This is a genomic window from Hydrogenophaga atypica, assembly GCF_042665215.1.
Lineage (GTDB): Bacteria > Pseudomonadota > Gammaproteobacteria > Burkholderiales > Burkholderiaceae_C > Hydrogenophaga > Hydrogenophaga defluvii_A.
Genome location: NZ_JBHTCA010000018.1, coordinates 1 through 26,027, shown reverse-complemented (window position 1 = coordinate 26,027; position 26,027 = coordinate 1). Strand labels below are relative to the sequence as shown.

Here is a 26,027-nt window from a genome sequence, read left to right as displayed (position 1 = left end):
GCTGCGGCTGTTCGGCTGGCGCCGACGCCATGTGTCAGATGGAGCTTTGGCGAGGCAGCGCCTCCACCGGCACGGGTTTGCAGAACAGATAGCCCTGAAACGCTTCGCAGCCGTAGGTCGCCAGCAACTCGTACTGCGCGGCGCTCTCCACGCCTTCAGCCACCACCCCCAGGCCCAGGTTGGAGGCCAGCCCCAGAATGGTTTTGGCAACGGCGAGGTCTTTGCGGTTGTTCAGGATGTCGTCGACAAAGGACTTGTCGATCTTGAACTGGTCCAACGGCAGCAGCTTGAGGTAGCTCAACGAGGAATAGCCTGTGCCGAAGTCGTCGAGCGAAAAGCGCACCCCTCGGTCGTTGAGCTGCCGCATCTTGGTGATGGTGCTGTCCAGGTCGGACTGCAACATGCTTTCTGTGATTTCCAGCCGCAGGTGTGCGGGGTTGGCGCCGGCGCGGGCCAGCGCGGCCTCGACCGTGGCCACAAACGTGGCTTCGTTGAACTGGCGAGCGCAGACATTGACCGCGATGGTCCATGCCTTGCGCACCGGGTCGTCTGCCCAGGCGCTCAACTGCGCACAGGCGGTGTCCAGCACCCACTCGCCGATCTGGAGAATGATGCCGCTCTGCTCAGCCAGCGGAATGAAGGCCGCAGGCGACACCAGCCCCCGTTCTGGATGTTGCCAGCGCACCAGGGCCTCCACCCCCAGCACCCGGCGTGCGCGATCAACCACCGGTTGGTACAGCAGGCGCAATTGGTCCAGCTCCACCGCCGCGCGCAAATCGCGCAGCAGGCTGGTGCGGCTGTTGACCTCCGCTTGCAGCGACGGATCGAAGAAGCACACCTGGTTGCGACCGCCGGCCTTGGCCTTGTACAAGGCCATGTCGGCCTGTTTGAGCATTTCCTCCGGATCGTCTGTTGCGCTGCCAAACAGCACCACACCCACGCTGGGCGTGGCAATGACGGGCTCGCCGTGCAGTTCGTAGGGGCGCGCCAGTTGGGCTCGCATTTTTTCAGCCCAATCGCTGGCCGCCGCCGTGGCCGCTGCCATGTCGGGCGCAATGTCGGTGAGCAGCACCACAAACTCGTCGCCACCCAGGCGCGCCACGGTATCGGTCTGTCGAACCGAAGCGCGCAAACGGTTCGCCACGGCACGCAACAACTCGTCCCCCTGGGCGTGCCCCAAGGTGTCGTTGACTTCTTTGAAATGGTCCAGGTCCAGCAGCAGCAGGGCGCTGACATGTTTGTCGCGCACAGCATGGGCAATGGCCTGCGACACACGTTCGGCCATCAAACGGCGGTTGGGCAGATCGGTCAGCGCGTCATGCAGCGCCATGCGTTGCGCATCCTGCTCAGCCTGCTTGCGCTTGGTGATGTCCGCACGGATGGCGATGTACTGCTCCGCCAGGCCGTCTTTGCCCACAAACGGCACGATGGTCGTGTGTACCCAATACAGCGAGCCGTTCTTGGCGCGGTTGCAGATTTCGCCTGTCCACACATTGCCGCTGGAGATGGTTTGCCACAGGTCCCGAAAAAAAGCTTCGCTGTGGTGCCCCGAATTGATGATGCGGTGCGACTGGCCCAATACCTCGTCTCGGCGGTACTGGGAGATTTCGCAGAACTTGTCGTTGACGCTGGTGATGATGCCTTGCGCGTTGGTGATGGCCACGATGGCATGGGCGTCCAGGGCAGCTTTCAACTCGGCGATCTCGTGCATCGAATGGGCCAAGTCTTGTTGCAGGCGGCGTTGCTCCGTCACGTCCAGCACCACGGCGATGACGCCCACCACCTGGCCAGCGGAATCGTGCTCCGGCGCCATCCAGACCGTTGCGTGGTTGGGCTCGCCATTCACCAGGTAGGTCTGCCCCTCATACCCTGTGGGCTGACCGGACAGGGCCAAGCTGAGGTGCTGGCCGACCGTGGCGTTGCGTTCGGGCCGGATCACCTCACCAAAGGGGCGACCAACGATGTGCTCGACCGGCTGCCCCAGCCGCTGTGCCAACCGCTGGTTGACGTAGACATAGCGCCCCGCGACATCGATGCGGGCCAGTCCCGCCGGAATGCGCGAGAGCAGGGTGTCCAGCTCGGTCTGTTTGCTGCGCAGCTGTTGTTCGGATTGCTGCAACAAGTTGTAGGGTGCACGCAGCCCCAACCAGAAGGTCCCCTTGAATATCAGTGCAAATGCCGCGATTTTTAAGACATGGCCGAAAAACAGCAGCACGTCTCCGGTATCGGCAAAACCATTGAGCAAAAGTTGCGCCAGCCCCATCAGAAAACATGCCCACGCCAGGTAGCGGTTGCGCAGGCTGTGCGTTGAACGCACAAAAACCCAAGCCGCCGCCCAATAGCCCGCCAACAGCAGCAGGTCGATTTGGCCGTTGAGTGTGGTGGCACCTTCACCGGGCACGTAGGTGGTGGGGAACCAATCGAGGCACCAGGTGCCCCAGGCAAACACCACGGCCAGTACACCGACTGCAACCGCCAGCGCATGCCAGCGCTGGCCCGGGAGGCGCACGCCCAAGGCCAGCAGCCAAAAGGTCAGGAGATCAAAGGCCCGTGCCAGAAACCAGAAGAAGATGGCCTTGGGTGTGCTCGAAGGCGTAAGCAGATCGGGCATGCCGGGGTAGCTCACCGCATGCATCAAGTCCAGGCCGGCCACGACTGAAAAGCCGAAAATCAGCGTGCGCGAGGTGCTGCGGTTCTCGTCCGTGAACACGTTCCACGCCATCACCACCACCAGCAAGGCCACGAACACCGAAAACAGTTCGATGATCAGGTGCAGCACCAGCAGCTCGCCACTGCCTTCGGTGAACAGGTTGAAGCGAGGCATGGCCCACACGGCCATCAGGACCAGCAACACCGATCCGGTGGCCCACAAGAGAGATGGGTGGTTGCGTCTCAAACCTGTACCTGCCAACCCAGCCCCGGTGTTTGTACGGCGGCCAGTTCGTCTCCACCCAAGGTCTGCGGTTGCAGCAGGCCACTGTGCACCGCCTCTTGGGCAAACTCCGCCAGCGTGCGCACTCTCGCCGCCGGCACACCAGCTTGGTTGAGCACCTGCTCCAGATCGGCGCCACAGCGGTTGCGCAGCGCCTCGCCCAACAGGCTTTTGAACTGTTGCGGGTTGCTCGACCGCGCAAACCCGCCGCCGGTGTCGCTCAGCAGCGACTGCAAGGCAGGCGCGTCCGTGCCCAACGCGGCCACCAACTTGCCAATCTGCGCCGGTGTGTTGGCGCCGATCGCGATCCAGCCATCGGCGCAGGCAAACATGTCGGACGCCGGGCTGCCCGAGTAGGCCTGGTTGCCCACCCGTGGTGGGTTCTGCCCCGTGCTCAGGGCTTCGCAGGCAAACGGGTACATCAGTTGCAGCGAAGCGCCCCACATGCTGATGTCCAGAAAACAGCCACGGCCCGAGCCTCCTTCGCGGTCGCGCTCGCGCAGCGCACTCACCATGGCCAGCGCACCGATGATGCCGGTGGCCGCGTCAATGACCGGAAAGCCGGTCTTGATGGGTGGGTCGTTGGTGGCCCCGGCCATCATGGCCATGCCGGTGGCCGCCTGCACCACGTGGTCGTAGGCACCGCGCTCGCGGTGGGCGTCGCTGCTGTAGCCGTAGCCGGAAATGGCGCAATAGATCAGCCGCGGGTTGAGTGCCCGCATGGCCTCGTGGCCCAGCCCGTGGCGTGCCAGGACGCCAGGGCGGTAGTTGTCTAGCAGGATGTCGGCGTCGCGCACCAAGGCCCGCACCTCGTCGCGTCCCGCATCGGTGGCGATGTCGATGTCGCGAAATTGTTTGCCGGCGTTGAAGGCGGTGAAAGACCGTGCCGCCGTCTCACTGCCGTGGCGCATCACGTCGCCAGCGCCGGGCTTTTCCACCTTGACCACGTCGGCGCCCATCTGGGCCAGATGAAAGCTGGCGAATGGCCCAGCAATCACATGGCTGAAGTCGATCACCCGCACACCCGCAAGCGCCTGTGGCAAGAACATGTGGTGCCGCCTTTTTACTGATTGCTCAAGCCAGTGGCTTTGACCAGTTGCTGGTATTTGACCGTTTCCGCTTCGATGAAACGGGTGAACTCGGCCGGACTCGACGACAGTGCAACCAAGGTGCCTGCGGCCTCGTGTTCGGCGCGCACCGTGGGGTCGGCATAGACCTGCTGCAGCGCCTTGAACCACACATCTGCCACCGCAGCCGGCAGCCCTGCGGGCGCCCAGATGCCACTCCAGGCATCGAGCATCAGTTCGTCTTTGCCAGTGACTTCCTTCAATGTGGGCACCTGGGGCAAGGCCGCCAGGCGGGCACTGCCTGTGGTGGCCAACGCCCGCACCTTGCCCTGCTGCAACAGCCCAACGGCCGTGGACACCACCGGAAAGCCAAAATGGGTGGCACCTTGCATGATGCTGGGCACGATCTCGACCGAGCCCTTGTAGGGCACATGCACCACATCCAGGCCGAGCGCGTGGCCCAGTGCGGCGCCGCTCAGGTGGGCCGCGCTGCCCACGCCGCCCGATGCGTAGTTGAGCGTGCCCGGCGCCTTGCGCGCCGCGTCCACCAGGTCCTGCAGGGTCTTGTAGGGGGAATCGGCCGCCACCACCAGCAACTGAGGGCTGGTCAGCGTGCGCCCGATGTGGGTGAAATCCTTGATCGGGTCAAAACGCACGCTGGGCTGCATGGCCTTTTGTGTGATGTGGGTGGAGGCGCCCAGCATCACCACGTAGCCGTCTGCCGGTGCGCGCGCCACCGACTGCGCGGCCAGGATGCCACCAGCGCCGACGATGTTCTCCACCACCACACTCTGCCCCAGCGCCTGGCCCAGGCGCCCGGCCACGCGACGGGCCAGCACGTCAGGCCCGCCCCCGGCGGCAAAGGGCACCACCAGCTTGACCGGGCGCGTCGGAAACGGCGCTTGCGCCAACAGCGACAAGGGGGATGTGAGGGCCAGGCCGAAGGCTCCGGCGCGAAGGATGTGGCGGCGTTGCATGTGTTGTCTCCTGTCTGGGCGGTGGGAATGTGGCCAGTCTAGGACTTGTGGTAAATAAGCGAAATTCACATTTTTCTACTTAGTGATAAGTCTTTATATGGATGTTCTTTCCCCCCGCATCGAGCAACTGCGTCTGCGCGATCTGTTGATGCTGGAGCACATCGCCGCCAGCGCTTCCTTGCGTGTGGTCGCGCAGCAGTTGCATGTGACGCAGCCAGCGGTGACCCAGGCGTTGCGCAGCCTGGAGCGGGCTTTCGGTGTTGCACTGGTCCAGCGCGGCGAGCGTGGCCAACGAGGTGGCGGCCTGACCCCGGCCGGAGCGGCCGCACTGCAACGCATGCGGGTGGCGCGCCAGGAGCTGTTGGCGGCTCAGCGCGCTGCGCTGACACCCGACGTGGCCTTGCTGCGGCTCGGTGTGTTGCCGCTGACCATGTATGGCCTGGTGCCCAAAGCGCTGACGCGGCTGCGCGCGGCGCGCCCGGACATCCACGTGACGCTGCATGAAGACACGTTGGCGCGCCTGTGGCAGCGCCTGGACGACGGTCAGCTGGACGCGGTGGTGGGCCGTGTGCCCATGCGCGACGAACTCTCGCAGTTGCCCACCGGCGTCGATCTACAGCGCGTGGGCAGCGACAGGTTGGTGTTTGTGGCCGGCGTTCGCCACCCCTTGGCCAACCTGAAACGACTGCCGCTCACCCAATTGGTCGATCAGGCCTGGGTCTTGCCGCAGCCATCGGCTTTCACGCGGCAGGTGTTTGACCACCTGTTTGTGGGTGCCGGTCTCACGCCACCTGTGCCCGTGATCACGTCGATGTCCTTTTACAGCAACCTGAACCTGATCGCCGACTGCGCCGACCTGCTGACCATCGCACCGGCCTCTGCGGCCCACAAACACGCTGCATCGCTGGGCTTGAAGACGCTGCCGACACCAAAACAACTGCAGGCCAGCGACGTGGTGCTGGCCTACCGCCGCAGCGCCAGGGCCTCACCTCACATGGGCGCACTCATCGCGGCGTTTGCCGAATAGACATCTGGTGTGACCGGCGAAGGCAAGTCCGCGACGCGCATCCAGCCAATGGCAGTAGTCTTTCAGACTGGTGCGTGATTCGGGGTTCGTACTCAGTGACCGCATTGACGAGCCCAACTGCTTTCCCAAGCCACAGGCCTTGAAAGCTGGCAGCTAATTCTCTTCACCCACCTTCAAGGAGTTTTGCATGTCAGACCTCACCGCATTGTCAGAAGCGCAGTCCGGTGAATACCTCAGCTTCCGGCTCGGCAACGAGGAATACGGCATCCCCATCCTGACCGTGCAGGAGATACGCGGCTACCAGGAACCTACCCTCATCGCCAACGCACCGCCAGCAATCAAAGGTGTGGTCAACCCGCGCGTTGATCAACATGCCGCTGAAAGAGTTGAACAAACGTGGCGGCCCTGCTCGTGTCACGGCGCGAACCACGGCCACCAACGTCGCGAGTCCGCTACCGTGTCTGCTTCGCGTGCACTGCCGCCGTCTGAACTCTTCCTCTTCCCGGCAGCAACCAGCCTCAAGCGGTCACCTGAGGGAATGTCCCGATGGTTTGTATTGGCCGGCAGCAGTTCTTTCCGTCAGGTCGCTGACCGCCAGCAAGGCCCCGATACCGACAGCCGCCTTCGCATTGCCGCCACACCCGCAAGCACGAGACGACGCCCCCAGGCAACACGCATCAACCCTTCAAACCCTCCGCCCAACCCGCCACCCACCCGCTGGCAACCGCACCAGGTTCAGCAGATTGGCCGCCAGGATGAGTGCAATGCCCAGCACCGTGAACAGGTCCAACCCTTCCGCGTACATCAGCCAGCCCACCAGCGCGGTCAAGGGCACGCGCAAAAAGTCCATGGGCACCACAACGGTGGCGTCGGCGTGTTGCATGGCGCGCGCAAAACAGTAGTGCGAATAGGTGCCGCAGAACGCGATCACCACCACCCAACCCCAGACCTGCGCCGAGGGCCATTGCCACACCCACAACGCGGGCACAAGTCCGATGGCGCTTTGCACCACCAGCATCCAGAAGCTGATGGTCACCGCAGCGTCGGTGCGGGTGAGCGATTTCACCAACACCACCGACACCGCAAAACCCAGTGCCGCCGCCAGCGCAATCATCTGCCCGAGGCTCACCTCGCCCCCACCCGGGCGCACGATGACCGCCACACCCACCAGCCCCAGCAGCACAGCCACCCATTTCAGGCCGCTCATGCGCTCGCCCAGAAAAGCGACCGCCAGTGCCGCCGACCAGATGGGCATGGTGAATTCGATGGACACCACATGCGCCAGCGGGATCATCGTCAGCGCCACGAACCAGCCGTACTGCGCGGCGTAGTGCACCGCGTTGCGCACGGTGTGCTGACGCAGCCGCATGGTTTTGACGGCGGCAAGCCCGCCCGCCGCGTGCACCAGCGGCCAGAGCATGGCCATGCCGATGACCGAGCGCATCAGCATGATCTGGAACACCGAGAGTTCGCGCGTGGCCTCGCGCCCGGCGACGGCGATCACCACCATCAGGGTCAGCCAGCCGACCATCCAGGCGGCGGCACGGGCGATAGAGGGGGCAGGGGAATGCATTGAAGGAGGATAGCGGATGGGCTGCCCCGCGATCTCGGGTGGGGGCAGGCGTGCAACGGCTTGGCGTCAGCCCACGGTTTCCACGCGGTTGCGGCCCTTCTGCTTGGCCGCATACAGCCGCTGATCGACCGCCTGTATAAAGGCGCTGGCCGAGCCACCCTCATCGGGCACGGTGGTGCCCACGCCCAGGCTGAGGGCGAGCACCGTGGCCGAGCCACGGCTGTGCGGTGAATGATGACACAGTGGCGTGTCAGAATTCCCACATGCCCCCTGTTGTGCAAGCCTCCTTCGCTGCCCGCGCCCTGCTGTTGTTGCTGCTGCTGGCCGGCGTCTATTTCTTCCGTGGTTTTGTGGTGCCGGTGTTGGCCGCGCTGATCATCGGTTTTGCCAGTTGGCCGCTGTACGCCCGCTTGGTGCGCGCCTGCAAAGGCAACACCACGGTGGCCGCCAGCCTGGCCCTGGTGGTGGTGCTGGCGGTGCTGGTGGTGCCCATGGGCCTGGCCCTGCACTTTGCCGTGCGCGAGGCCACGGTGTTTGTGCGCTGGCTGATGGAGGCCAACCGCATGGGCGCCCCCGCGCCGGCCTGGATAGCCGCGCTGCCCTGGGTGGGCGACACCCTGGCGGCCTACTGGCAAGCACACCTGAGCGCACCCCATGCGCTGGGCGAATGGGTGCAGCTCCTCAGCGGGCAGCATGTGGGCAACATTTCTCGCACGCTGCTGGCGGCCGGTGGCGACATCGCCTCGCTGTTGCTGATGGTGCTGTTCATGCTGATCACCCTGTTTTTTGTCTACAAAGACGGCATCCGCCTGGGCGCTCAACTCGACCGCGTGGGCGACCACCTGCTGCCCGGGCGCTGGCAGCGTTTTTCGCGGGTGGTGCCGGCCACCGTCAGCGCCACCGTCACCGGCATGGGCCTGATTGCGGTGGGCGAGGGCGTGGTGTTGGGCGTGGCTTACTGGGTGGCGGGTGTGCCTTCGCCCGTGCTGCTGGGAGTCATCACCGGCTTCATGGCCATGGTGCCCGGTGGCGCACCGCTGGCGTTCACCCTGGTGTCACTCTACCTCGTGGGTTCGGCGCAAGCCGTGGCTGGGCTGGCCTTGTTCGCCTGGGGCGCTATCGAGCTGTTCATTGTGGACAAGACCTTGCGCCCCCGCCTCGTGGGCGGGCCGGTCAAGCTGCCTTTTCTGCCCACCTTTTTTGGCCTGGTGGGCGGGGTCACCACCATGGGCCTTGTGGGCCTGTTCGTGGGGCCGGTGCTGATGGCGCTGCTGGTGGGCATCTGGCGCGAATGGGTGCACGGCCTGGCGCCACGCCAAGCCAGCGACGCCGGCGTTTGAGGTCGGTGGGCACGCCGCGTTGAGCCGCCGTGTCACCGTGCCGACGCCGTGGCAAAAGCGGCATGGCGCATCTGCTATACATTCGTTCACGATGTGCCGGGAGCGTCACCGGCAACAAGAACCGAGGAGACCGCATGTCCATCAATTTTTCTGCCGGGAAAGGCACATGGCGCAACAGCCTGTCCACCCGTTTGCTGCTTTTGTTGGCCGGTGTGGCCACGCTGTTGTTGGCCACCGTGGCTTTGCTGGGCTGGCTCACCTTCATCAGTTCGCGCGAACGTGCCTTGGGCGAAATGCGCGACAGCACCGCGGCGGTGGCGTCGATGATGGAGCAAGTGGACGAGGCCGGCAGGGTGTCGGCCACGCAGTCCTACCCGCTTCTGGCCGACCAGCTGCCCGCCGTGATGTTCAGCCTGGAAGAGGGCGGTGACAAACCCCGGCTGCTGTGGGGCGGCGTGGACATGGCCGGCAACGAAAGTGCGGTGGACCAGTTCCAGCGCCAGACCGGGGGCGTTGCCACGGTGTTCATGCGCGATGGCGACGACTTCCGGCGTGTGACGACCAGCCTCAAAAAGGAAGATGGCAGCCGAGCCGTGGGCACCACGCTGGACCGCAAACACCCCGCCTACCCGCTGATGCTGGAAGGCAAGCCCTATGTGGGGCGCGCGGTGTTGTTTGGCAAAAACTACATGACCAAATACGAGCCGGTGGTGACCAACGGGCGCACCATCGGCATTCTTTTCATTGGCCACGACATGAGCGCACAGTTCGCGTCGCTCGGCGCCACCATGGCCTTGTTCGCGCGCGAACACAACCGCATGTTTGCGGTGGACCTGAACAGCGGCCAGGTGTTTGGCCAGCCGAATGCGCCCCGGCTGGACGCAGAAGACAAGGTGCTTGCCCAGCTGCGCGAGGCCGTGAAGGCCGGCGAAAAAAAGGGTTCAATCCAGAGCGAAACCTTGCCGGCCGTCGGCCTGCCCCACAACGACGTGAACCTCTCATGGGCCTATTTCCCGCGTTGGAACTGGGTCATCGTCAAAGCCGAGCGCGACAGCGACAGCACCGCGCTGGCACGCCGAGGCGTGTTCACGCTGCTGGGCGTGGTGTTTCTCGGCTTGGTGAGTGCCGGGTTCCTGGTGGCGTTTGCCATCCGCCGCATGGTGTCGCAGCCGCTGCAGCAAGCGCTGGCCGCCGCCGAAAATCTGGCCCGCAACGATTTGACGCAGCCCTTGGTGCCGCGCACCCAGGACGAGGTGGGCCGGGTGCTGTCAGCGCTTGAATCTGTGCGCCAGCACTGGGTGGGCAGCCTGATGCAAATCCGCGAGGCGTCGGCTGGCCTGGGCACGGCCAGCAGCGAGATTGCCAGCGGCAACCACGACCTGAGCGCCCGCACCGAGTCGGCCGCCAGCAGCCTGGAAGAAACCGCCAGCAGCATGGAAGAACTCACCGCCACCGTGCGCCAAAGTGCCGACGCCGCACAACAGGCCAACCAGCTGGCCAGCAGCGCCGCCGCCGTGGCGCACAAAGGGGGGCAGGTGGAGGGCGATGTGGTCACCACCATGGACGAGATCAACCAGAGCAGCCGCCGCATTGCCGACATCATCAGCGTCATCGACGGCATTGCCTTCCAGACCAACATCCTGGCCCTGAACGCCGCAGTGGAGGCCGCCCGCGCCGGCGAACAAGGGCGCGGCTTTGCGGTGGTGGCCGGCGAAGTGCGCAGCCTGGCCCAGCGCAGCGCGCAGGCCGCGCGCGAGATCAAAGACCTCATCAGCAACAGCGTGTCCAAGGTGCAGGCCGGCAGCGAGCTGGTGCAGCAGGCCGGCAGCACCATGGCCGAAATTGTGGGCAGCGTGCAGCGGGTGAGCGACATCATTGGCGAGATCCGCGCCGCCACCACCGAACAAAGCGACGGCATCGAGCAGATCAACAGCGCCATCAACCAGCTTGACCAGATGACCCAGCAAAACGCCGCGCTGGTGGAAGAAAGTGCCGCCGCCGCCAGCAGCATGATGGAGCAGACCAGCCGCCTGAGCGAGGTGCTGGCCGCCTTCCGCCTGGAAGGTGGCAGCCAGTTGCGGCTGCCGCGCTGAACGAAAAGGCCGGCGGCGCCTCAGCGCACGCCGCACACCGGCGCGGTGAGCGCGGGTGTGGCGTCGTCCAGCCGCGATTTGGCCGCCGCCACGGCCATGTCGCGTGGCAGGGGCACCCCGTTTTTGACGGCCAGAATCTCGGCCATCACACTGACCGCGATCTCGGGCGGCGTTTTGCTGCCGATGTAGATGCCGATGGGGCCACGCAGGCGCGCCAGCGTCTCGTCGCTGACATCGAAGTGTTGCTTCATGCGCTCGTGCCGCGCTTCGTTGTTGCGCCGCGAACCGATGGCGCCGATGTAGAAGGCATCGGTCTCCAGCGCTTCAAGCAAGGCCAGGTCGTCGAGTTTGGGGTCGTGGGTGAGGGCCACCACACAGCTGCGCCGGTCGGGCCGGAAGGCCTTGACCACGTCGTCGGGCATGTCGGACAACACCGTGGCGCGTGGCACCGACCAGGCGCCCCGGTACTCCTCGCGTGGGTCGCACACCGTCACCGAAAAGCCGCTGAACAGCGCCATGGTGGCCAGGTACTCGGTGAGCTGGCCCGCACCAATCAACAGCATGCGGAACTCGGGGCCAAACGTGTTGCTCAGCTGTTGGCCGTCCAGCAGCAGGCCATCGCCCGCCTGGGCTGCTTCGAGCGTGCACTGGCCATCGGCCAGCCGCACCGTGCGGCGCACCATCGCGCCGGCTTCCAGTTGCGCCACCATGGCCTGTAACGTGCCGCCGTCGGGGTCAAATTCCAGCAACAGCTCCAGCGTGCCGCCGCAGGGCAGGCCAAAACGGTGGGCCTCGTCGGCGCTGATGCCGTACTTCACCTGCTGCGGCGCGCCGGCCGGAATGGCATGGGGTTCGGCATCGCGGGCGGCCGCATCGCTTTGGTAGGCGCGGGTGTAGCGGTGGATCAGGTCGTCTTCAATACAACCGCCCGACACCGAACCCACCACCGCCCCCTGCTCCGACAAGGCCATGATGGAACCCACCGGGCGGGGCGACGAGCCCCAGGTGCGCACCACGGTGACCAGCATGGCGCGCTGGCCGGCCAGGCGCCAGTCGCGCAGCGTGCGCAAAACGTACAGATCGAGGTTTTCCATCGCCCGATTGTCTCAGCGCAATGGAATCAGCGTCGCCCGGTCCACCGCCACGGCGGTCACCGAGTTCTGCGGCGAACCCTCGATCACGCGGTCGGAATAGGTCAGGTACACCAGCGCGTGGCGCTTGGCGTCCACCATGCGCACGATGCGCAGCCGTTTGAAGATGAGGCTGGTGCGCTCGCTGAAAATTTCCTCTTGCGCCTTGATGGGCTTGGGCACCGTGATGGGCCCCACCTGACGACAGGCGATGGACGCCTCCGACTTGTCCTCCGCCAACCCCAGCGCCCCCTTCACGCCACCGGTTTTGGCGCGCGAGATGTAACAGGTGACGCCCTGTACGCTCGGGTCGTCGTAGGCCTCCACCACAATTTTGTGGTCCGGGCCGATGAGCTTGAACACCGTGTCCACCGCGCCGATTTCCTCCGTGTTGGCGGAGCAGGCGGCGGTGGCGGCGAGAAGGAGGACGAGGGATGGGAAGAGGCGGGACATGGTGCGGGGCTTTCGTGGGTGGGGCGGGCGATGGATGGCCGATACCTTAGCAGTACGGGTGCTCGACCGCCTGTGCGGCTGGGCAGGTGTCACACAAGCCTTAGCTGTTGCTGTCGGTCGTCAGATAGGCGCCGTCGGATCGCTCTCGGCACCATGAACTGACATTCAGGCGCTGGAGCGACAGGTAGGTTGAAACACGCACACGCCCAATGACTGGCTTTTGGCCTGGTACATGGCGGTGTCTGCGGCACGCAGGTAGTCGTCCACCGTCGCCAGCCTGGATGCACTGCTGACCAGTCCAATACTCGCGCCACTGATCACGGTGTGTTCGCCGACCACATAAGGCGCTGCGAGGGCGGAGGCGATCTGTTGGGCGCGGTTGCTGGCTTCAGCGGGATCAATGGACTCCAACAGCACATTGAACTCGTCGCCACTCATGCGGGCGACCAGATCAACCGCCCGCACGCAGGATTCGAGCCGCCGCGCCACCTGCTGCAACAGCCGGTCGCCCACATGGTGCCCGTAGTTGTCATTGACGGCCTTGAACCCGTTGAGATCCAGCAGCAGCACCGCGAACATGGTGGCTCCATCGCGTGATGGCACGCCATCACAGTTCGCAGCTTCGTTCTGGTGGAGCGCCATGAGATTCGCGAGGCGATCGCGGAACAACGGCCGGCCGGGCAAACTGGTCAGCGCATCGTAGGAACTGCCACGGTCAGCCAGATCGCTCAACGAGCCCGCCATGCGCACCGCAACGCCGTCTTCAAACTCGGCGAGCCCGCGCCAATTGACCCACACCAGCCGTCCAGCGGCGTGGAACGCGCGGAAATCCACCGAAAAGTTCGGGCTGTTCCCCGACAAGTGCCTGCGGTAGGCCGCCTGCACGCGCACGCGATCTTCGGGATCGATGAGCTGCTCCAGAAAGCTCCAGCCACCGTCGTGCACATGATCGCCGCTGCCCAGCCCGACGATCTGGTGAAAGCGCCCGGAAACATGCAGGGCGTCCGTTCGCAAGTCCCAGTACCAGATGCCGTCATTGGATCCGCGCGTCGCCAGCGAATAGCGGTTTTCGGAGCGCAACAACTCGAGTTCGGTGTTCTTCTGCTGGGTGACGTCGATCATCAGGCCGATCATGCGGTTCGGCCGCCCGGGCTCGACCACTGCGCGGCACAGATCGCGCACCCACACGACCTTGCCGGACTTTGCAATCAGCCGATAGCTCATCTCGTAGGCATAGCTGTGCGTGGCGTTGTAGGCGGCATCATCGATAAGCAGGGCCTGTGCCAGATCATCGGGATGCACATGCGCCCGCCAAAAGCCCGGGTCAGACCGCCACTCCTCCACGGAGTAACCGAACAACCGTTCGACCTGCGGGCTCAGGAAAGTATTGCCCACGCCGATTTCAGCTTCCCAAACGACGCCATCAATGGTTTCCAGCAAGCGCAAAAAGCGCTGGCGAATCTCCACCAGCACCTGCTCGGTGACCTCGGTGATTTCGATCAGGACACCCTGGCGGCTGATCACCCGCAACGCCGCATCCGTCTCCGGGTGGAGTTTCAGACGCACCCAGCGATAGTCCGCGTCGGCAAATCGCAACCGGAACACCGGCATGCCCGAGCGCATGGTGCCAATGTCGTCGGGATGCACAAATTCAAGCAGAGACCTGCCGAGCGCTGCTTCCACCGAATGGCCGGTGAGCGTGGTCCACGCCGGATTCAGGTAAGTGATCTCCCACAGCGCATCGGTTTGCACCACCGCCTCGGGTAGCAGTTGCAGCAGCTTTGCGGACGGCGTGAAAGTGGGAGGCATGCAGGGCTGTTGCAAAAAGGGGCTCAGGCGAATCCAACGGATAGGAAAGTCAACCACACCAGTTTAAGCATGGCAGGGGTTTGGGGCACCACCGGGGAGATGGTAGCGGCCGCCAAGATGAACTGTGGATCTGCGGGACCTGGCTGCACGGTCCACAAGTCGGCCGAAATGTTCAAGGCCGTCGCCGAAGCCGGCGTACCCAACTACGCTTTTGACACTTGGTTCATGCAGTTCGCTCCGGCTGGCAATGACTGGGGCCGGTAGCCGCAGTCAAAACCTCAGAACGGGTAGTGCCTAGGCGTCGTCTGCACCGTGATCCAGCGCAGTTCGGTGAATTCGGCAATGCCGGCCTTGCCGCCAAACCGGCCGATGCCCGAACCCTTGACGCCACCAAACGGCATTTGCGCCTCGTCATGCACGGTGGGGCCGTTGACGTGGCAGATGCCGCTGTCGATTTTGCGGGCCACATTGAATGCGCGGGCGATGTCTTTGCCGAACACGGCGGCGCTGAGGCCGTACTCGTTGTCGTTGGCGCAGGCGATGGCTTCTTCGGTGTTCTTCACGCGCACGATGCACTTGACGGGGCCGAAGGTTTCTTCGTGGTAGATGCGCATGGCGGGTGTCACGTGGTCCAGCACGGTGGCGGGCATGAGGGTGCTGGTGGCTTTTTCGCCGCACACCAGCTTGGCGCCTTTGGTCAGCGCGTCGTCAATCAGCGCGTTGCAGTGGTCCACGGTGCCCTGGCCGATGACGGAGCCGAGCACCACGGGTTCGGGTTTGCGCGGGTCGCCCAGGGGCAGGTTTTTGGCCTTGTCGGTGAATTTCTTCACAAATTCGTCGGCAATTTTCTGGTCCACGATGAGGCGCTCGGTGCTCATGCAGATCTGGCCGCTGTTGGCAAAACAGCCAAAGGCGGCGCCGTTGACGGCGTCTTCGATGTCGGCGTCGTCCAGCACCACCAGGGGTGCCTTGCCGCCCAGCTCCAGCACCACGGGCTTGAGGTACTTGGCGCAGGTCATGGCGATGATCTTGCCGACCTTGGTGGAACCCGTGAAGTTGACGCGGCGCACGGCGGGGTGGGCCACGATAGCTTCGACCACGGCACCGGCATCGGCCGGGGCGTTGGTGATGTAGTTCACCACCCCGGCGGGGAAACCGGCGTCTTCAAACGCTTCGACGATGAGCTGGTGGGTGCGGGGGCAGTTTTCGCTGCCCTTGAAGATGACGGTGTTGCCGCAGGCCAGGGGCACGCAGATGGCACGCACACCCAGAATGACGGGCGCATTCCACGGCGCGATGCCCAGCACCACACCGGCCGGCTGGCGCACGCCCATGGCCAGGCTGCCGGGCACGTCGGACGGGATGACCTCGCCGTTGATCTGGGTGGTGAGGGCGGCGGCCTCGCGGATCATGCCGGCCGCCAGAAAGACGTTGAAGCCGGCCCACATGCCGGTGGCGCCGGTTTCGGCGGCCACGGCTTCGATGAACTTGGGTGTTTTGGCCTCCAGCGCGTCGGCCGCCTTGAGCAGCAGGGCGCGGCGTTCGCCGGGGCCGGTTTCGCTCCAGGTCTTGAAGGCTTCGGCGGCGGCTTCCACCGCCATCACGGCGTCGGCCGGCGATGCGGCGGGTGCACGGGTGGCCACGCTGCCATCCAGCGGGTTGCGGCGTTCAAACGTGGCGCCTTTTTCGGCCGTCACCTTGAGGCCATTGATGAGCATGGACATATCGGACATGGGTTACTCCTTGCGTGTGCTTGAAATGAAGGCTCAGGCGGTGGCCACGGCTTTTTTGCGCCGGGCCACGGCGTCGGCGGCGCTGGTGGTGCCGGTGGCGGTGTCTTTGTCGGCGCCCAGGTAGGCTTCGCGGATGACGGTGGAGCGCGCCAGCAACTTGGCGGGGCCGCTGGCCACCAGGCTGCCGCGCTCCAGCACGTAGCCACGGTCGGCCACGGCCAGCGCTTTTTTCACGTTTTGCTCCACCATCAGCACGGTCGTGCCGGCGTCGGCAATGCGGCGGGCCATGCCCAGCAGCTCGTCCACCATCTTGGGCGCCAGGCCCAGCGAGGGTTCATCCAGCATGAGCAGGCGGGGCGCGCACATCATGGCGCGGGCCACGGCCACCATCTGCTGTTCGCCACCGCTCATGGTGCCGGCCAGTTGGGTGGCGCGTTCGCGCAGTTTGGGAAAGTCGTTGAAGGCCTGCTCCATGCGCTGGGGGCGTTGTGCCTTGGGCACCAGCCAGGCGCCCAGTTCCAAGTTTTCGACCACGGTGAGCTGCGGAAACAGCTGCCGCCCCTCGGGCACCAGGGCCACCCCGGCCTGCACGATTTCGTGGGTTTTTTCGGGCAGCTCTTCGCCGTTCAGCTCCACATTGCCGCCACGCGGGATGAGGCCATTCAAGGCCTTGAGCAGCGTGGTTTTGCCGGCGCCGTTGGGGCCCAGCACCACCGTCAGGCCTGGGCGGATGTCCAGCGTGATGTCGCGCAGCACCAGAAAGGGGCCGTAGCCGGCGCTCAGTTTGTCCACCTTGAGGTGCGCCTGCTCGCCTCCGCCGAGGGTGAAAGCTTGGGGGCGGTGCCACATCATGCTTCGGCCCCTTCGGTTTTGCTGGTCTCGTCGTTCATTTCGTCGCCCAGGTACGCCTCGATCACTTCGGGGTTGCGCACCACCTCGCGCGGTGTGCCGTCGGCAATCTTTTTGCCCTGGTGCAGCACGATGACGCGCTCCACGTGGCGCAGCAGCGTGGTCACGGCGTGTTCGATCCACACCACGGTCAGGTCCAGTTCGTCGCGCAGACGGCGGATGAGGCGGGCCATTTCCTCGACCTCGTTTTCGGTCAGGCCGGCCGCCACCTCGTCGAGCAGGAGCATGCGCGGGCGTGTGGCCAGTGCCATGCCAATCTCCAGCAGGCGCTGCTGGCTGGGGGTGATGGCGGCGGCGGGCACATCGGCCTGCGCATTCAGGCCAATGAGACCGAGGATGCTGTCGGCTGTGCGCAGCACCCAGGGCACGCCCGTTTCCTCACCCCAGAAGACGTACTTGCGCGGGCGCTTGCCGGCGAACTTGAGGCCAAACGCGATGTTGTCGCGCACGCTCATGTCGGCAAACGTGCGGGGCGTCTGGAAAGTGCGGGCCAGGCCGTTGCGCGCAAAGCGGTGCGGGCCTTGGCCGGCGAGCTGCTGGCCCAGAACGGCCAGCCGGCCGCTGGTGGGTTGGGTCACACCCGAAATGGCGTTGAAGAAGGTCGTCTTGCCAGCACCGTTGGGGCCGATGATGCCGACCAGCTCGCCTGGCATGAAGGTGGCGCTCACGGCGTCCACGGCGGTCAGGCCGCCGAAGCGCACCGTCACTTCTTGCGCCTCCAGCAGGGGTTGCGGCAGGGACGGGCGCCGGGCCGCCCCAAGCCCGTCCGCGCCCCCTTGGGGGGCAGCGACCCGCGCAGCGGCGGAGCGCGGGGGCTTTTCAATAAACATGGCGCTGCTCCCGGCGTTGTTTCTCGCGGTCTTTGCGGCGCTGTTTCTCGCCGCTGAGCTCGTCCCTGATGTCCGTCCACCAGGCTTTGCTGTCGTTTTTCCAGCCCCTGAAGGTGTCGGCTCGCAGCGACGCCAGGCCACCCGGCAGGTACAGCACCGAGAGGATGAGCAGCAGGCCCAGCGACATCATGTAGAGCTGCGGCACCTGCAGGCGCAGGGTTTCGGCCAACACGCTGAAGACGATGGCGGCAATCAGCGGGCCCCACAGCGTCATGGCGCCGCCGATGAGCGCGATCAGCACGGTCTGGAAGCCGATGAAGGGGTTGAACACGGTGTGCGGGTCGATGTAGGTCCAGCGCACGCTCATGGCCGCGCCCACCGCGCCGGCAATGGCGGCCGTGAGCGCGAAGCCGGCCACCTTGACCATGCGGGTGTTCACGCCCAAGGTCTGTGCGCGTTGCTCGTCGGCACCAATGCCTTGCAGCGCCAGGCCGAAGCGGGTGCGCCGTATCCAGATGGACAGCGCCACGGCGATGACGGCCAGCAGCAGCACGGTGAAGTAGATGGTTTCGCGCTCGGGCACCACCATGAGCACCCGGCCCACGGTGCCGGTGACCGACTTTTCGAAATAGCTGACGGCGTGGCGGATCAGCTCCGTCATGCCGAAGGTGAGCACGGCGAAATAGGTGCCGCGCAGGTGCAGCACCGCCGCACCCATGACCACAGCAACCACCGCCGCCACCAAGGCCCCCAGGGCAATCACCTGAGGCCACGGCATGGACTCCAGCAGGATGGCGCTGGTGTAGGCCCCCAGGCCAAAGAAGGCCGAGGTGGCCAGTGAGAGGTAGCGCGTCGTGCCACAGAACAGCGCCCAGCTGGACGACAGGGCGATGTACATCAGGCAGGTGAGTGCCATGGACACGGCAAACTCGCTGGCAAAGCCGGGCAGGGCCACGGCCCAGCCGGTGAGACCGAACAGGACCAGCAGGTCGCGGATCAACAACTGTCTGGAGGTCATGCTTTTCTGGATTTCCGCGTGAACAGCCCTTCGGGACGCAGCAGCAACACGCCAATGAAGACGACGTAGCTCAGCAAGGCCTTGAGCGAGGGGTTGGTGAAGTGCATGCCCATGGCTTCGATGACACCCAGCAGCAGGCCGCCCGCCAGCGCACCGCCCATGCTGCCAAAGCCGCCGAGCGTGATGACGATGAGGGCGGTGACGGTGTAGGGCTCGCCCATGGAGGGGCTGATGGTGTAGGCCATGGACAGCAGGCAGCCCGCCACGCCCGACAGCCCCAGGCCGATGCCGAACATGAGCGGGTGCAGGCGTTTGGTGTCAATGCCGACCAGCTGCGCGCCGATGGGCGACTGCATCAGCGCACGCACGCCCTTGCCCAGCAGCGTCTGGCGCAGCAGCACGATGAGCGCGCCGGCAAACAGCAGGGCCAGCGCGAACACCAGCAGTTTGTTGACCGCAAACTGCGCCTCGCCGCCAGGCAGCGGAATCTGCAGCGGCTGTGTCAGGAAGTCGTAGCCGCGCAGGTCGCCACCCCACACGTAGGAGATGACGTTCTGCACCAGGAACATGAGGCCAAAGGCGACCATCAGGCCCCGCGCCTCGAACACATCCAGGTTGGGCGAGGTGGCGGTGAGGCGGCGAAAACACAGCCAGTGAATGGCGATGCCCAGGCCCATCAGCAGCACAAACGAGACCGGGATCATCCACAGTGGCGACAGACCGAACGAGGTCTGCACCATCCAGGTGAGGAAAGCGCCCACCATCAGGAACTCGCCGTGTGCGATGTTGAGGATGCGCATCAGCCCGTACTGGAGGTTGAGCCCCAGCGCGACCAGCGCGTAGATGCCCCCGGTGATGAGACCCGAGGCGATGAGTTCAAGCCAGGCAGAGAAGGACATGGAGGAGCGAGAGGTCAAAACCGGGAGCACGGCGGAGCCGGCTTTGCCGGTCCGCTCGCGCGGCCCCCTTGAGGGGGTGACGCGCCGCAGGCGCGGCGCGGAGGTGGGCTAAGTCACTTCCAGGCCGGTTTGTTGGGGTTGAGCGCGGCCGTTGCACGGGCCTTGGGCCACACCACCTCGAACTCGCCGTTCTGCCACTGGCCCACGGTGCCCGGGGTGCCCACGTTTTCGCTGCCGGCAAACTTGATGTCGCCGATGATGGTCTTGTGGGTGTTGCCGGCCACGTGGTCGCGGATGGCCTTGCGGTCCAGGCCGACGGATTTGACGGCGTTGGTGAGGATCTCCAGGCCGGCCCAGGCGGCGCCGCTGGCCCAGCGGTCGGGTTCCTTCTTCTGGCTGGCCACGTGCGCGTCGAAGTAGGCCTTGGCGCCGGGGCTGGTTTTGCTGTTCCATGAGCCCATGCCCAGCACGCCTTCGGCGCCAGCGGCGGTGATGACGTTCTTGTAGAGCGGAAAGGCGGTGCCCACCGAGGCGTAGAAGAACTTTGGGTTGAAGCCCACTTCCTTGGCCTGGCGGCTGGCCAGAATGGTATCGGGCGGGTAAGTGAAGCCCACGAACGCGTCGGGGTTCTTGTCCTTCATGGAGCGCAGCACGGGCGAGAGGTCTTTCACGCCGCCGGGGTAGCTCTTGTCTTCCACCATGGTGATGCCGCTGCCCTGCAGCGCCACCTTGAGAGCCGCGTAGTTCTCCAGGCCGAAGAGGTCGTCCACGTAGATGCAGGCCAGGGTCTTGGCGCCGCTGGCCTTGAGCATGTCGACCAGCGCCTCGCACATGGGCTTGGGCTGCTGCAGCAGCAGGAAGAAGTAGGGCAGCTTCATCTCGGCCAGCTTGCGCGACAGCGCGGTGGGCGCGAGGAAGGGGTACTGGAAACGGTTGGCCAGCGGGGCCACCGCGAAGTTGGCGTTGCTGCCCCAGGGCGGCAGCACCAGGTCCACCTTGTCGCTGCCCATGAGTTTTTCATAGGTGCGGACCACGGTTTCCACGTCGCTGCGGTCGTCGCTGCTGATCAGCTCGATGCGGCGGCGCTGGCCTTTCACGTCCAGGCCACCCGCCGCGTTTTGCTGTTCCGCCCACAGGAGGTAGTTCGGCTCCTGGCTGGTCTGGGCGCCGCCCGTCCAGGGGCCGGTGCGCGACATGGAATAGCCGATGCGAACCGGCGCGGACTGGGCCAGCAGATGGGGTGCCACGGACAGGGCGCCCACGGTCGTCGCGGCACTTTTGATGATCAATCGGCGTGTGGCTTGTGCCATGGTCTGTCTCCTTCTGTTGTCAGGCGGGGCTGGTGGGCGCATCGTAGGCCCGGCCTTTGACGGTGGCTTGATTCAGCGCGCACTTCCTGTTTGACCAAATGTGCACGCCGGTCCGGGTTTTCCCTCAAGCCGTTGCCCTGCGTCGGACGACGCCCAGTTTGATAATCAATGTCAACTGTTCCGACCCACGCGCGAGGCCTCCGATGAGTGACATCCAGACCATGAGCACCGACATCGCTGCGCCCAAGGAGCGTGCCGCGGTGTGGCGCGACTGGATCTGGTCGCACTTTGGTGGCTTGGAGTCCGACCTGTACGGCGACACCGATTTCGACGGCCACATGGCGTCCTCGCGGGCCGGCGACGTGGTGATGACCAAACTGGAGGCCAACCGCCACCGGGTGCTGCGCAGCCAGCAACTGGCCCGCGCCAGCGACACCAGCTACCTCAAAATTGTGGCACCCTGGCTGGGCAGTGCTGCGGTGGAACAGGATGGCCGCCAGGCCTTTGTGCGCCCCGGCGGCTGGGCCATTTACGACACCACCGGCAGCTACGAAATCGCCAACCCCGAGCGCGTCGAGCACCTGATCGTGATGCTGCCCAAAGAGCATTTGCTCGAACGCGGGCTGCGCCTGGACCCACTGATGGCCCGCCACGTGGGCGGCACCCAGGGCATTGCCCGCGTGGCGCTGGAGACCATGCGCAACACCTACCAGGAGTTGCCCAGCATGAGCGAGGCCTCGGCCCGTGGCGCGGGCGAGATGATTGTGGAACTGGTGCGGCTGTCCCTGCTGGAACTGGCGGGGCGCGAGAACGCCACCACCCAGATGGAGGCCTTTCGCGACCGCATTCGCGACTTTGTGGGCCAGCGCCTGCGCGATCCGGATTTGTCCATCGACCGCATCGCCCAAGGCCTGAACTGCAGCAAGCGCCACCTGCACAAGGCCTTCAGCGACGAGGACGACACCCTGGCCCACTACATCCTGCGCCGGCGCCTGCACGGCTGCATGCGCGACCTCAAAGACCCCGCCCAGGCCCAGCGCACCCTCACCGACATCGCCTTGTCTTGGGGGTTCAGCCACAGCGCGCATTTCAGCCGCGTGTTCCGCGAGCACACCGGGCTGTCGCCCAGCGACTTCAGGCAATTGAGCCGGGACAGCCTGGTGGGTAGTTGACGCCCCGGGATTTGTGTTTGGCGCCAATATGGCGCAAAGTGCGCCACAAAGGAGCCCGTCCATGTCTGCAACGTCCAGCCCGTTTGCATCTGTAAAGCTGCCTGCCTCCCTGGTCCAACAGGCTCGCGAGGCGGCCCAACCGCAACGCCGTTCGGTGGCCGGTCAGATTGAGTACTGGGCCACGATGGGGCGCATTGCCGATGAAACCGGCCTGACGGTGCAGGAAGCGCGCGAAGCCATTGCCCTGTACGACGCGCGTCTGCATCCCGCCGCACCACTTGACGAATCGCTGGACGCGGTCGAGGCACGTTTTTCTGGCTCCGAAACCAGCGGGCGCCTGGCGCAAGCGGTTCGCGATACCGTGTTGGCCAACCGCCAGCGTGCGCTGGCGTCCCAGCGTTGAACGCGCGGCGCCACGCCCGGCTCAGCGGGGCAGGGTGTGCAGGGGGATGTCCCGCGCCACGGCCAACTTGTCGAGTTGCTTGCGCGTTTGCCCAGCCAGAAAAGCGGCGATGGCCGCGTGGGTGGCGGGCAGAAACAGGGTGCGCAGGTCTTTGATGGGCACCTGGGCGGCTTCGCACAAGGCGGCCGCAAAGTGCGGCTCCAGTGCGGCGACGGCCACACGGCCGTCTTTGCAGGGGTAGATGCGGTAGCCCGCGTGCGCGCCCCCCACCGAGCCTTCCGGTAAGGTGAGGCCCCAATGGCGGGGCAGGGCGAGCCAGCGGGCGGCTTCGCTCAACGCCACCTCAAACATCACCCCGGTGCCCTTGGCCTGGCGCAACAACACCGCTTGCAGGGTGGCCTCGCTGGCCATCAGCGCGCCGCCCATGTCGGCAAACAGGCTGGGGGGCAGGTCCAGGCCGGTGACCAGGCCGTTGTCGGCCATGTAGGTCAGATCGTGGCCCGGCTCTTCGGCGCGGGCGCCGGGCGCACCCACAATGGCAATCAGGTTGAGCTCGGGGTAGGCCTTGTGCAGGGTTTTCCAGCCCAGGCCGAGCTTGTTCAGCGCGGAGGGGCGGAAAGAGGTCAACAACACGTCGGTCTGGGCCAGCAGCGCATGCAGTTTTTTCTGGCCTGCTTCTGTCTTGAGGTCGGCCTTGACCTGTTTCACGCCGGCGTGCATGTCGGCATAGGCGCCTGGCTTGTAGTGGGCCATCGGGTCGCCACCCGGCCCTTCCAGTTTGGTGCAGCGCGCGCCCATGCTGTGCAAGCGCATCAGCGCGGCCGGGCCGGGCAGGTTGAGCGCCAAGCTCAGCACGCGCTGGCCGCGCAAGGGTTTGGGGCTGGCGGCTGGGCGTGCAGGTGGGGTGGGGGTCATGCGGCATGTCTCCTGGTTTGTGCAGGAATCTACCGCATGCGCCGTGCGCGGGCCTTGCGCCCACGCGACAGGGGCCGGCCTGATCAGCGCCCGAAATCGAGCGGCAGACCCACGTAGTTTTCGGCGATGGTGCGCGCGCCTGCCTCACTGTGGATCAGGTAATCCAGTTCCGCCTCCTGAAATTTTTGTGCAATCTCGCCTTCGCCTGGAAAGCGGTGCATGAGGCTGGTGAACCACCACGAAAACCGTTCGGCACGCCAGATGCGTTTGAGGCAACGCTCGGAATAGCTGTCAATGCCGGCGTCGGACCGGTCGGCATAGAACTCGATGAAGGCTTGCGAGAGGTACTTCACGTCGGTGGCCGCCAGGTTCAGGCCTTTGGCACCCGTGGGTGGGACGATGTGCCCGGCATCGCCCGCCAGAAACATGCGCCCAAAACGCAGCGGCTCGGTGACAAAACTGCGCAGCGGCGCCACACTTTTTTCGATGCTGGGGCCTGTCACCAGGTGTTCGCGGGCAGCCGGGTCCAGGCGCAGCCGCAATTCTTGCCAGAAGGCCTCGTCGCTCCAGTCTTCCACCTTGTCGGTCAGCGGCACCTGCAGGTAGTAGCGGCTGCGTGTGTGGCTGCGTTGTGAGCACAGTGCAAAGCCGCGCGGGCTGTTGACGTAGATCAGTTCGTGGTGCACCGGCGGTGTGTCGCTGAGAATGCCCAGCCAGCCAAATGGGTAGACCTTCTCGAACTCCCGGATGGCGCCGCGTGGCACGCTGGCGCGGCACACGCCATGGAAACCGTCACAGCCAGCGATGAAATCGCATGTCAGTTCGTGCTGTTGGCCATCCTTCTCATAGGTCACCCGTGGATGGTCGGCGTCGAAATCGTGCACCGCCACGTTGCTGGCTTCGTACACAGTGGTCAAGCCTGCCGCTGAGCGGGCATCCATCAGGTCGTGGGTGACCTCGGTCTGCCCATAGACCATCACGTTTTTGCCACCGGTGAGCCGGTTCATGTCGATGCGGTGGCGCTCGCCCTTGAACAGCAGATCGAAGCCACCGTGCACCAAGCCTTCGCGGTGCATGCGTTGACCCACGCCGACTTCATCCAGCACATCCACCGTGACCTGCTCCAGCACGCCTGCGCGGATGCGGCTGAGGACGTACTCGGGACTCTGGCGTTCGATGATGACAGCGTCGATGCCGGCCTTGTGCAGCAACTGGCCGAGCAAAAGACCCGAAGGGCCTGCGCCAATGATGGCAACCTGGGTTCGCATGCAATGTCTCCTGACAGGAAAGGGATGCAGCTGACTGTAGAAACAATGCACCACGTTGTGTGGCAAGTGCGTCCAGAATTGCGCGCTGTGCAGAAGTGATGTGCGATGATCGCGCAAATGACTGAAAGTACGCCATGGGCATCGCCAAAGCGGATTTCATAGAGGGCATGGCCAAGGGGCTGGCTGTGCTGGAGAGTTTTGACACCGAGCGCCAGCGCCTGAACGCGACCTTGGCCGCCCAGCGTGCCGGCATCACGCGTGCGGCCGCCCGGCGTCATTTGCTCACGCTCGCGCACCTCGGCTACCTGGAAACCGACGGCTCCTACTACTGGTTGTCGCCCAAGGTGTTGCGGTTTTCTGGCAGCTACCTGGCGTCTGCCCGGTTGCCGCGCGCATTGCAGCCCACGCTGAACCGCCTGGCCGCACAAACCAGCGGCTCGTTTTCAGCCGTGGTGCTGGACGGCAGCGAGGTGGTCATCGTGGCGCGCAGTGTGGCGCTTCAGGACACCGACTTTTATGGCAGTTCTCTGGGTGCGCCGCCGCGCCAGGTCAACACACCGCGCGTGTTGGCCTACGGGCTGCATTTGGGTGCGCGCCTGCCCGCACACGCCACATCCACAGGGCGCGTGCTCTTGGCGGCAATGGATCGGAGCGCATTGGCGGCATGGCTCAAACAGCACAGCTTGTACCGTGTGACGCCACACACGCTGACCGATGCAAAGGCCTTTCGGGCTTTGCTCACACAGGTGCGCGCGCAAGACCATTGTGTAGCCCATGAAGAGCACGAAATGGGTGTGCATGCTGTGGCTGTGCCGCTGCGCAATCAACAGGGCCAGACCGTGGCAGCGCTCAACGTGGTGACCACAGCCGCCCGCCTGAGCCCCGCAGCCATTGCAGGGCATTGGCTGCCCCTGCTGCACGATGCGGCGCGCGAGGTGAGGCCTTTGCTCTAAGACTGGGAATTGTGGGTTGGGGCTGAGCGGTTGGACCCACCACGGTGGGCCAAGTCACTACGCGGGGTCTGTGCTCGGTTACCTGTATGTGTCAGCAGCAAATAGAACTGTCCGGTTTTGTAGCAAGTAGATTGTCCGCTTTGACGTGATGTGATGGTGCTGGCAGCCAAGCTGCGAAGGGCGCAGCCCGAAGCGGCTTGGCTGCCAGCACGCGAT

22 protein-coding genes and 1 pseudogene are annotated in these 26,027 nt (G+C 65.0%); 7 read left to right on the top strand and 16 right to left on the bottom strand.

The genetic code is table 11. From position 1 onward, the window contains the following. Positions 1–34: 34 nt before the first annotated feature. Genes ACFQPB_RS17720 through ACFQPB_RS17710 form a run of 3 tightly spaced genes read right to left on the bottom strand, consistent with a single transcriptional unit; the run spans position 35 to position 4,976 of the window. Positions 35–2,896 (bottom strand): bifunctional diguanylate cyclase/phosphodiesterase, encoded by a 2,862-nt coding sequence (locus tag ACFQPB_RS17720; protein WP_382226128.1) that lies wholly within the window; start codon positions 2,894–2,896, stop codon positions 35–37. Then, positions 2,893–3,981 carry a CoA transferase gene (locus ACFQPB_RS17715; RefSeq protein ID WP_382226126.1) on the bottom strand — a complete coding sequence of 363 codons (1,089 nt, stop codon included), beginning with the start codon at positions 3,979–3,981 and terminating at the stop codon, positions 2,893–2,895. The genes ACFQPB_RS17720 and ACFQPB_RS17715 overlap by 4 nt, the downstream gene beginning before the upstream one ends. 14 nt (positions 3,982–3,995) lie before the next feature. Beyond that, positions 3,996–4,976 carry a Bug family tripartite tricarboxylate transporter substrate binding protein gene (locus tag ACFQPB_RS17710; protein WP_382226123.1) on the bottom strand — a complete coding sequence of 327 codons (981 nt, stop codon included), beginning with the start codon at positions 4,974–4,976 and terminating at the stop codon, positions 3,996–3,998. Between the two features lie 97 nt (positions 4,977–5,073). On the opposite strand from ACFQPB_RS17710, the gene ACFQPB_RS17705 reads away from it, so the two are divergent. Then, positions 5,074–6,003: a LysR family transcriptional regulator gene (locus ACFQPB_RS17705; RefSeq protein WP_382226119.1), complete on the top strand. Its 930-nt coding sequence runs from the start codon at positions 5,074–5,076 to the stop codon at positions 6,001–6,003. Between the two features lie 187 nt (positions 6,004–6,190). Beyond that, a pseudogene (locus tag ACFQPB_RS17700) lies at positions 6,191–6,364 on the top strand (chemotaxis protein CheW); the annotation flags it as partial. A gap of 324 nt (positions 6,365–6,688) precedes the next feature. Here the strand turns inward: ACFQPB_RS17700 and ACFQPB_RS17695 are convergent. Continuing rightward, on the bottom strand, positions 6,689–7,576 hold the full coding sequence (locus tag ACFQPB_RS17695) for a DMT family transporter (protein WP_382226116.1): 888 nt from the start codon (positions 7,574–7,576) through the stop codon (positions 6,689–6,691). A 66-nt stretch (positions 7,577–7,642) separates the two neighbouring features. Next, the gene (locus tag ACFQPB_RS17690) at positions 7,643–7,819 is read right to left on the bottom strand and encodes a diguanylate cyclase domain-containing protein (RefSeq protein WP_382226251.1); all 177 of its coding nucleotides are present in this window, start codon (positions 7,817–7,819) and stop codon (positions 7,643–7,645) included. A 20-nt stretch (positions 7,820–7,839) separates the two neighbouring features. On the opposite strand from ACFQPB_RS17690, the gene ACFQPB_RS17685 reads away from it, so the two are divergent. Further along, a complete protein-coding gene (locus ACFQPB_RS17685) occupies positions 7,840–8,916 on the top strand; it encodes an AI-2E family transporter (protein ID WP_382226113.1) in 1,077 nt (358 codons plus the stop codon). Between the two features lie 134 nt (positions 8,917–9,050). Continuing rightward, positions 9,051–11,009 carry a methyl-accepting chemotaxis protein gene (locus tag ACFQPB_RS17680; RefSeq protein WP_382226111.1) on the top strand — a complete coding sequence of 653 codons (1,959 nt, stop codon included), beginning with the start codon at positions 9,051–9,053 and terminating at the stop codon, positions 11,007–11,009. Positions 11,010–11,029: 20 nt separating this feature from the next. Here the strand turns inward: ACFQPB_RS17680 and ACFQPB_RS17675 are convergent, their stop codons facing one another. The 9 genes from ACFQPB_RS17675 to ACFQPB_RS17635 all read right to left on the bottom strand — a co-directional run bounded on the left by ACFQPB_RS17675 (position 11,030) and on the right by ACFQPB_RS17635 (position 21,100). Then, the gene (locus tag ACFQPB_RS17675) at positions 11,030–12,103 is read right to left on the bottom strand and encodes an XdhC family protein (RefSeq protein WP_382226109.1); all 1,074 of its coding nucleotides are present in this window, start codon (positions 12,101–12,103) and stop codon (positions 11,030–11,032) included. A gap of 12 nt (positions 12,104–12,115) precedes the next feature. After that, positions 12,116–12,592: a CreA family protein gene (locus ACFQPB_RS17670; RefSeq protein WP_382226107.1), complete on the bottom strand. Its 477-nt coding sequence runs from the start codon at positions 12,590–12,592 to the stop codon at positions 12,116–12,118. 165 nt (positions 12,593–12,757) lie between these two features. Beyond that, positions 12,758–14,401: a PAS domain-containing protein gene (locus ACFQPB_RS17665; RefSeq protein ID WP_382226104.1), complete on the bottom strand. Its 1,644-nt coding sequence runs from the start codon at positions 14,399–14,401 to the stop codon at positions 12,758–12,760. A gap of 278 nt (positions 14,402–14,679) precedes the next feature. Then, a complete protein-coding gene (locus ACFQPB_RS17660; protein ID WP_382226101.1) occupies positions 14,680–16,134 on the bottom strand; it encodes an aldehyde dehydrogenase in 1,455 nt (484 codons plus the stop codon). Between the two features lie 33 nt (positions 16,135–16,167). Continuing rightward, complete coding sequence (locus tag ACFQPB_RS17655; protein WP_382226098.1) at positions 16,168–16,986, bottom strand: ABC transporter ATP-binding protein; 819 nt, start codon at positions 16,984–16,986, stop codon at positions 16,168–16,170. After that, positions 16,983–17,780 (bottom strand): ABC transporter ATP-binding protein, encoded by a 798-nt coding sequence (locus tag ACFQPB_RS17650; RefSeq protein WP_382226248.1) that lies wholly within the window; start codon positions 17,778–17,780, stop codon positions 16,983–16,985. The genes ACFQPB_RS17655 and ACFQPB_RS17650 overlap by 4 nt, the downstream gene beginning before the upstream one ends. Positions 17,781–17,862: 82 nt before the next feature. Next, positions 17,863–18,891, bottom strand: a complete 1,029-nt coding sequence (locus ACFQPB_RS17645) for a branched-chain amino acid ABC transporter permease (protein ID WP_382226095.1) — start codon at positions 18,889–18,891, stop codon at positions 17,863–17,865. Then, the gene (locus ACFQPB_RS17640) at positions 18,888–19,790 is read right to left on the bottom strand and encodes a branched-chain amino acid ABC transporter permease (protein WP_382226092.1); all 903 of its coding nucleotides are present in this window, start codon (positions 19,788–19,790) and stop codon (positions 18,888–18,890) included. The genes ACFQPB_RS17645 and ACFQPB_RS17640 overlap by 4 nt, the downstream gene beginning before the upstream one ends. A gap of 113 nt (positions 19,791–19,903) precedes the next feature. After that, positions 19,904–21,100 (bottom strand): amino acid ABC transporter substrate-binding protein, encoded by a 1,197-nt coding sequence (locus ACFQPB_RS17635; RefSeq protein ID WP_382226089.1) that lies wholly within the window; start codon positions 21,098–21,100, stop codon positions 19,904–19,906. A gap of 203 nt (positions 21,101–21,303) precedes the next feature. Between ACFQPB_RS17635 and ACFQPB_RS17630 the strand changes: the two genes are divergently transcribed. Both ACFQPB_RS17630 and ACFQPB_RS17625 read left to right on the top strand, forming a co-directional pair. Beyond that, positions 21,304–22,272: an AraC-like ligand-binding domain-containing protein gene (locus ACFQPB_RS17630; protein ID WP_382226086.1), complete on the top strand. Its 969-nt coding sequence runs from the start codon at positions 21,304–21,306 to the stop codon at positions 22,270–22,272. 61 nt (positions 22,273–22,333) lie between these two features. Beyond that, on the top strand, positions 22,334–22,675 hold the full coding sequence (locus ACFQPB_RS17625; protein WP_382226083.1) for a TA system antitoxin ParD family protein: 342 nt from the start codon (positions 22,334–22,336) through the stop codon (positions 22,673–22,675). 21 nt (positions 22,676–22,696) lie between these two features. Here ACFQPB_RS17625 and ACFQPB_RS17620 read toward each other — a convergent pair whose 3' ends face one another. After that, a complete protein-coding gene (locus ACFQPB_RS17620) occupies positions 22,697–23,590 on the bottom strand; it encodes a CoA transferase (protein ID WP_382226080.1) in 894 nt (297 codons plus the stop codon). 83 nt (positions 23,591–23,673) lie between these two features. Continuing rightward, positions 23,674–24,858, bottom strand: coding sequence for a 4-hydroxybenzoate 3-monooxygenase (gene pobA, locus ACFQPB_RS17615; RefSeq protein WP_382226077.1), 1,185 nt, complete (start codon positions 24,856–24,858; stop codon positions 23,674–23,676). Positions 24,859–24,992: 134 nt separating this feature from the next. Between pobA and ACFQPB_RS17610 the strand changes: the two genes are divergently transcribed. Then, positions 24,993–25,811 (top strand): IclR family transcriptional regulator domain-containing protein, encoded by an 819-nt coding sequence (locus tag ACFQPB_RS17610; protein ID WP_382203886.1) that lies wholly within the window; start codon positions 24,993–24,995, stop codon positions 25,809–25,811. Positions 25,812–26,027 lie beyond the last annotated feature (216 nt).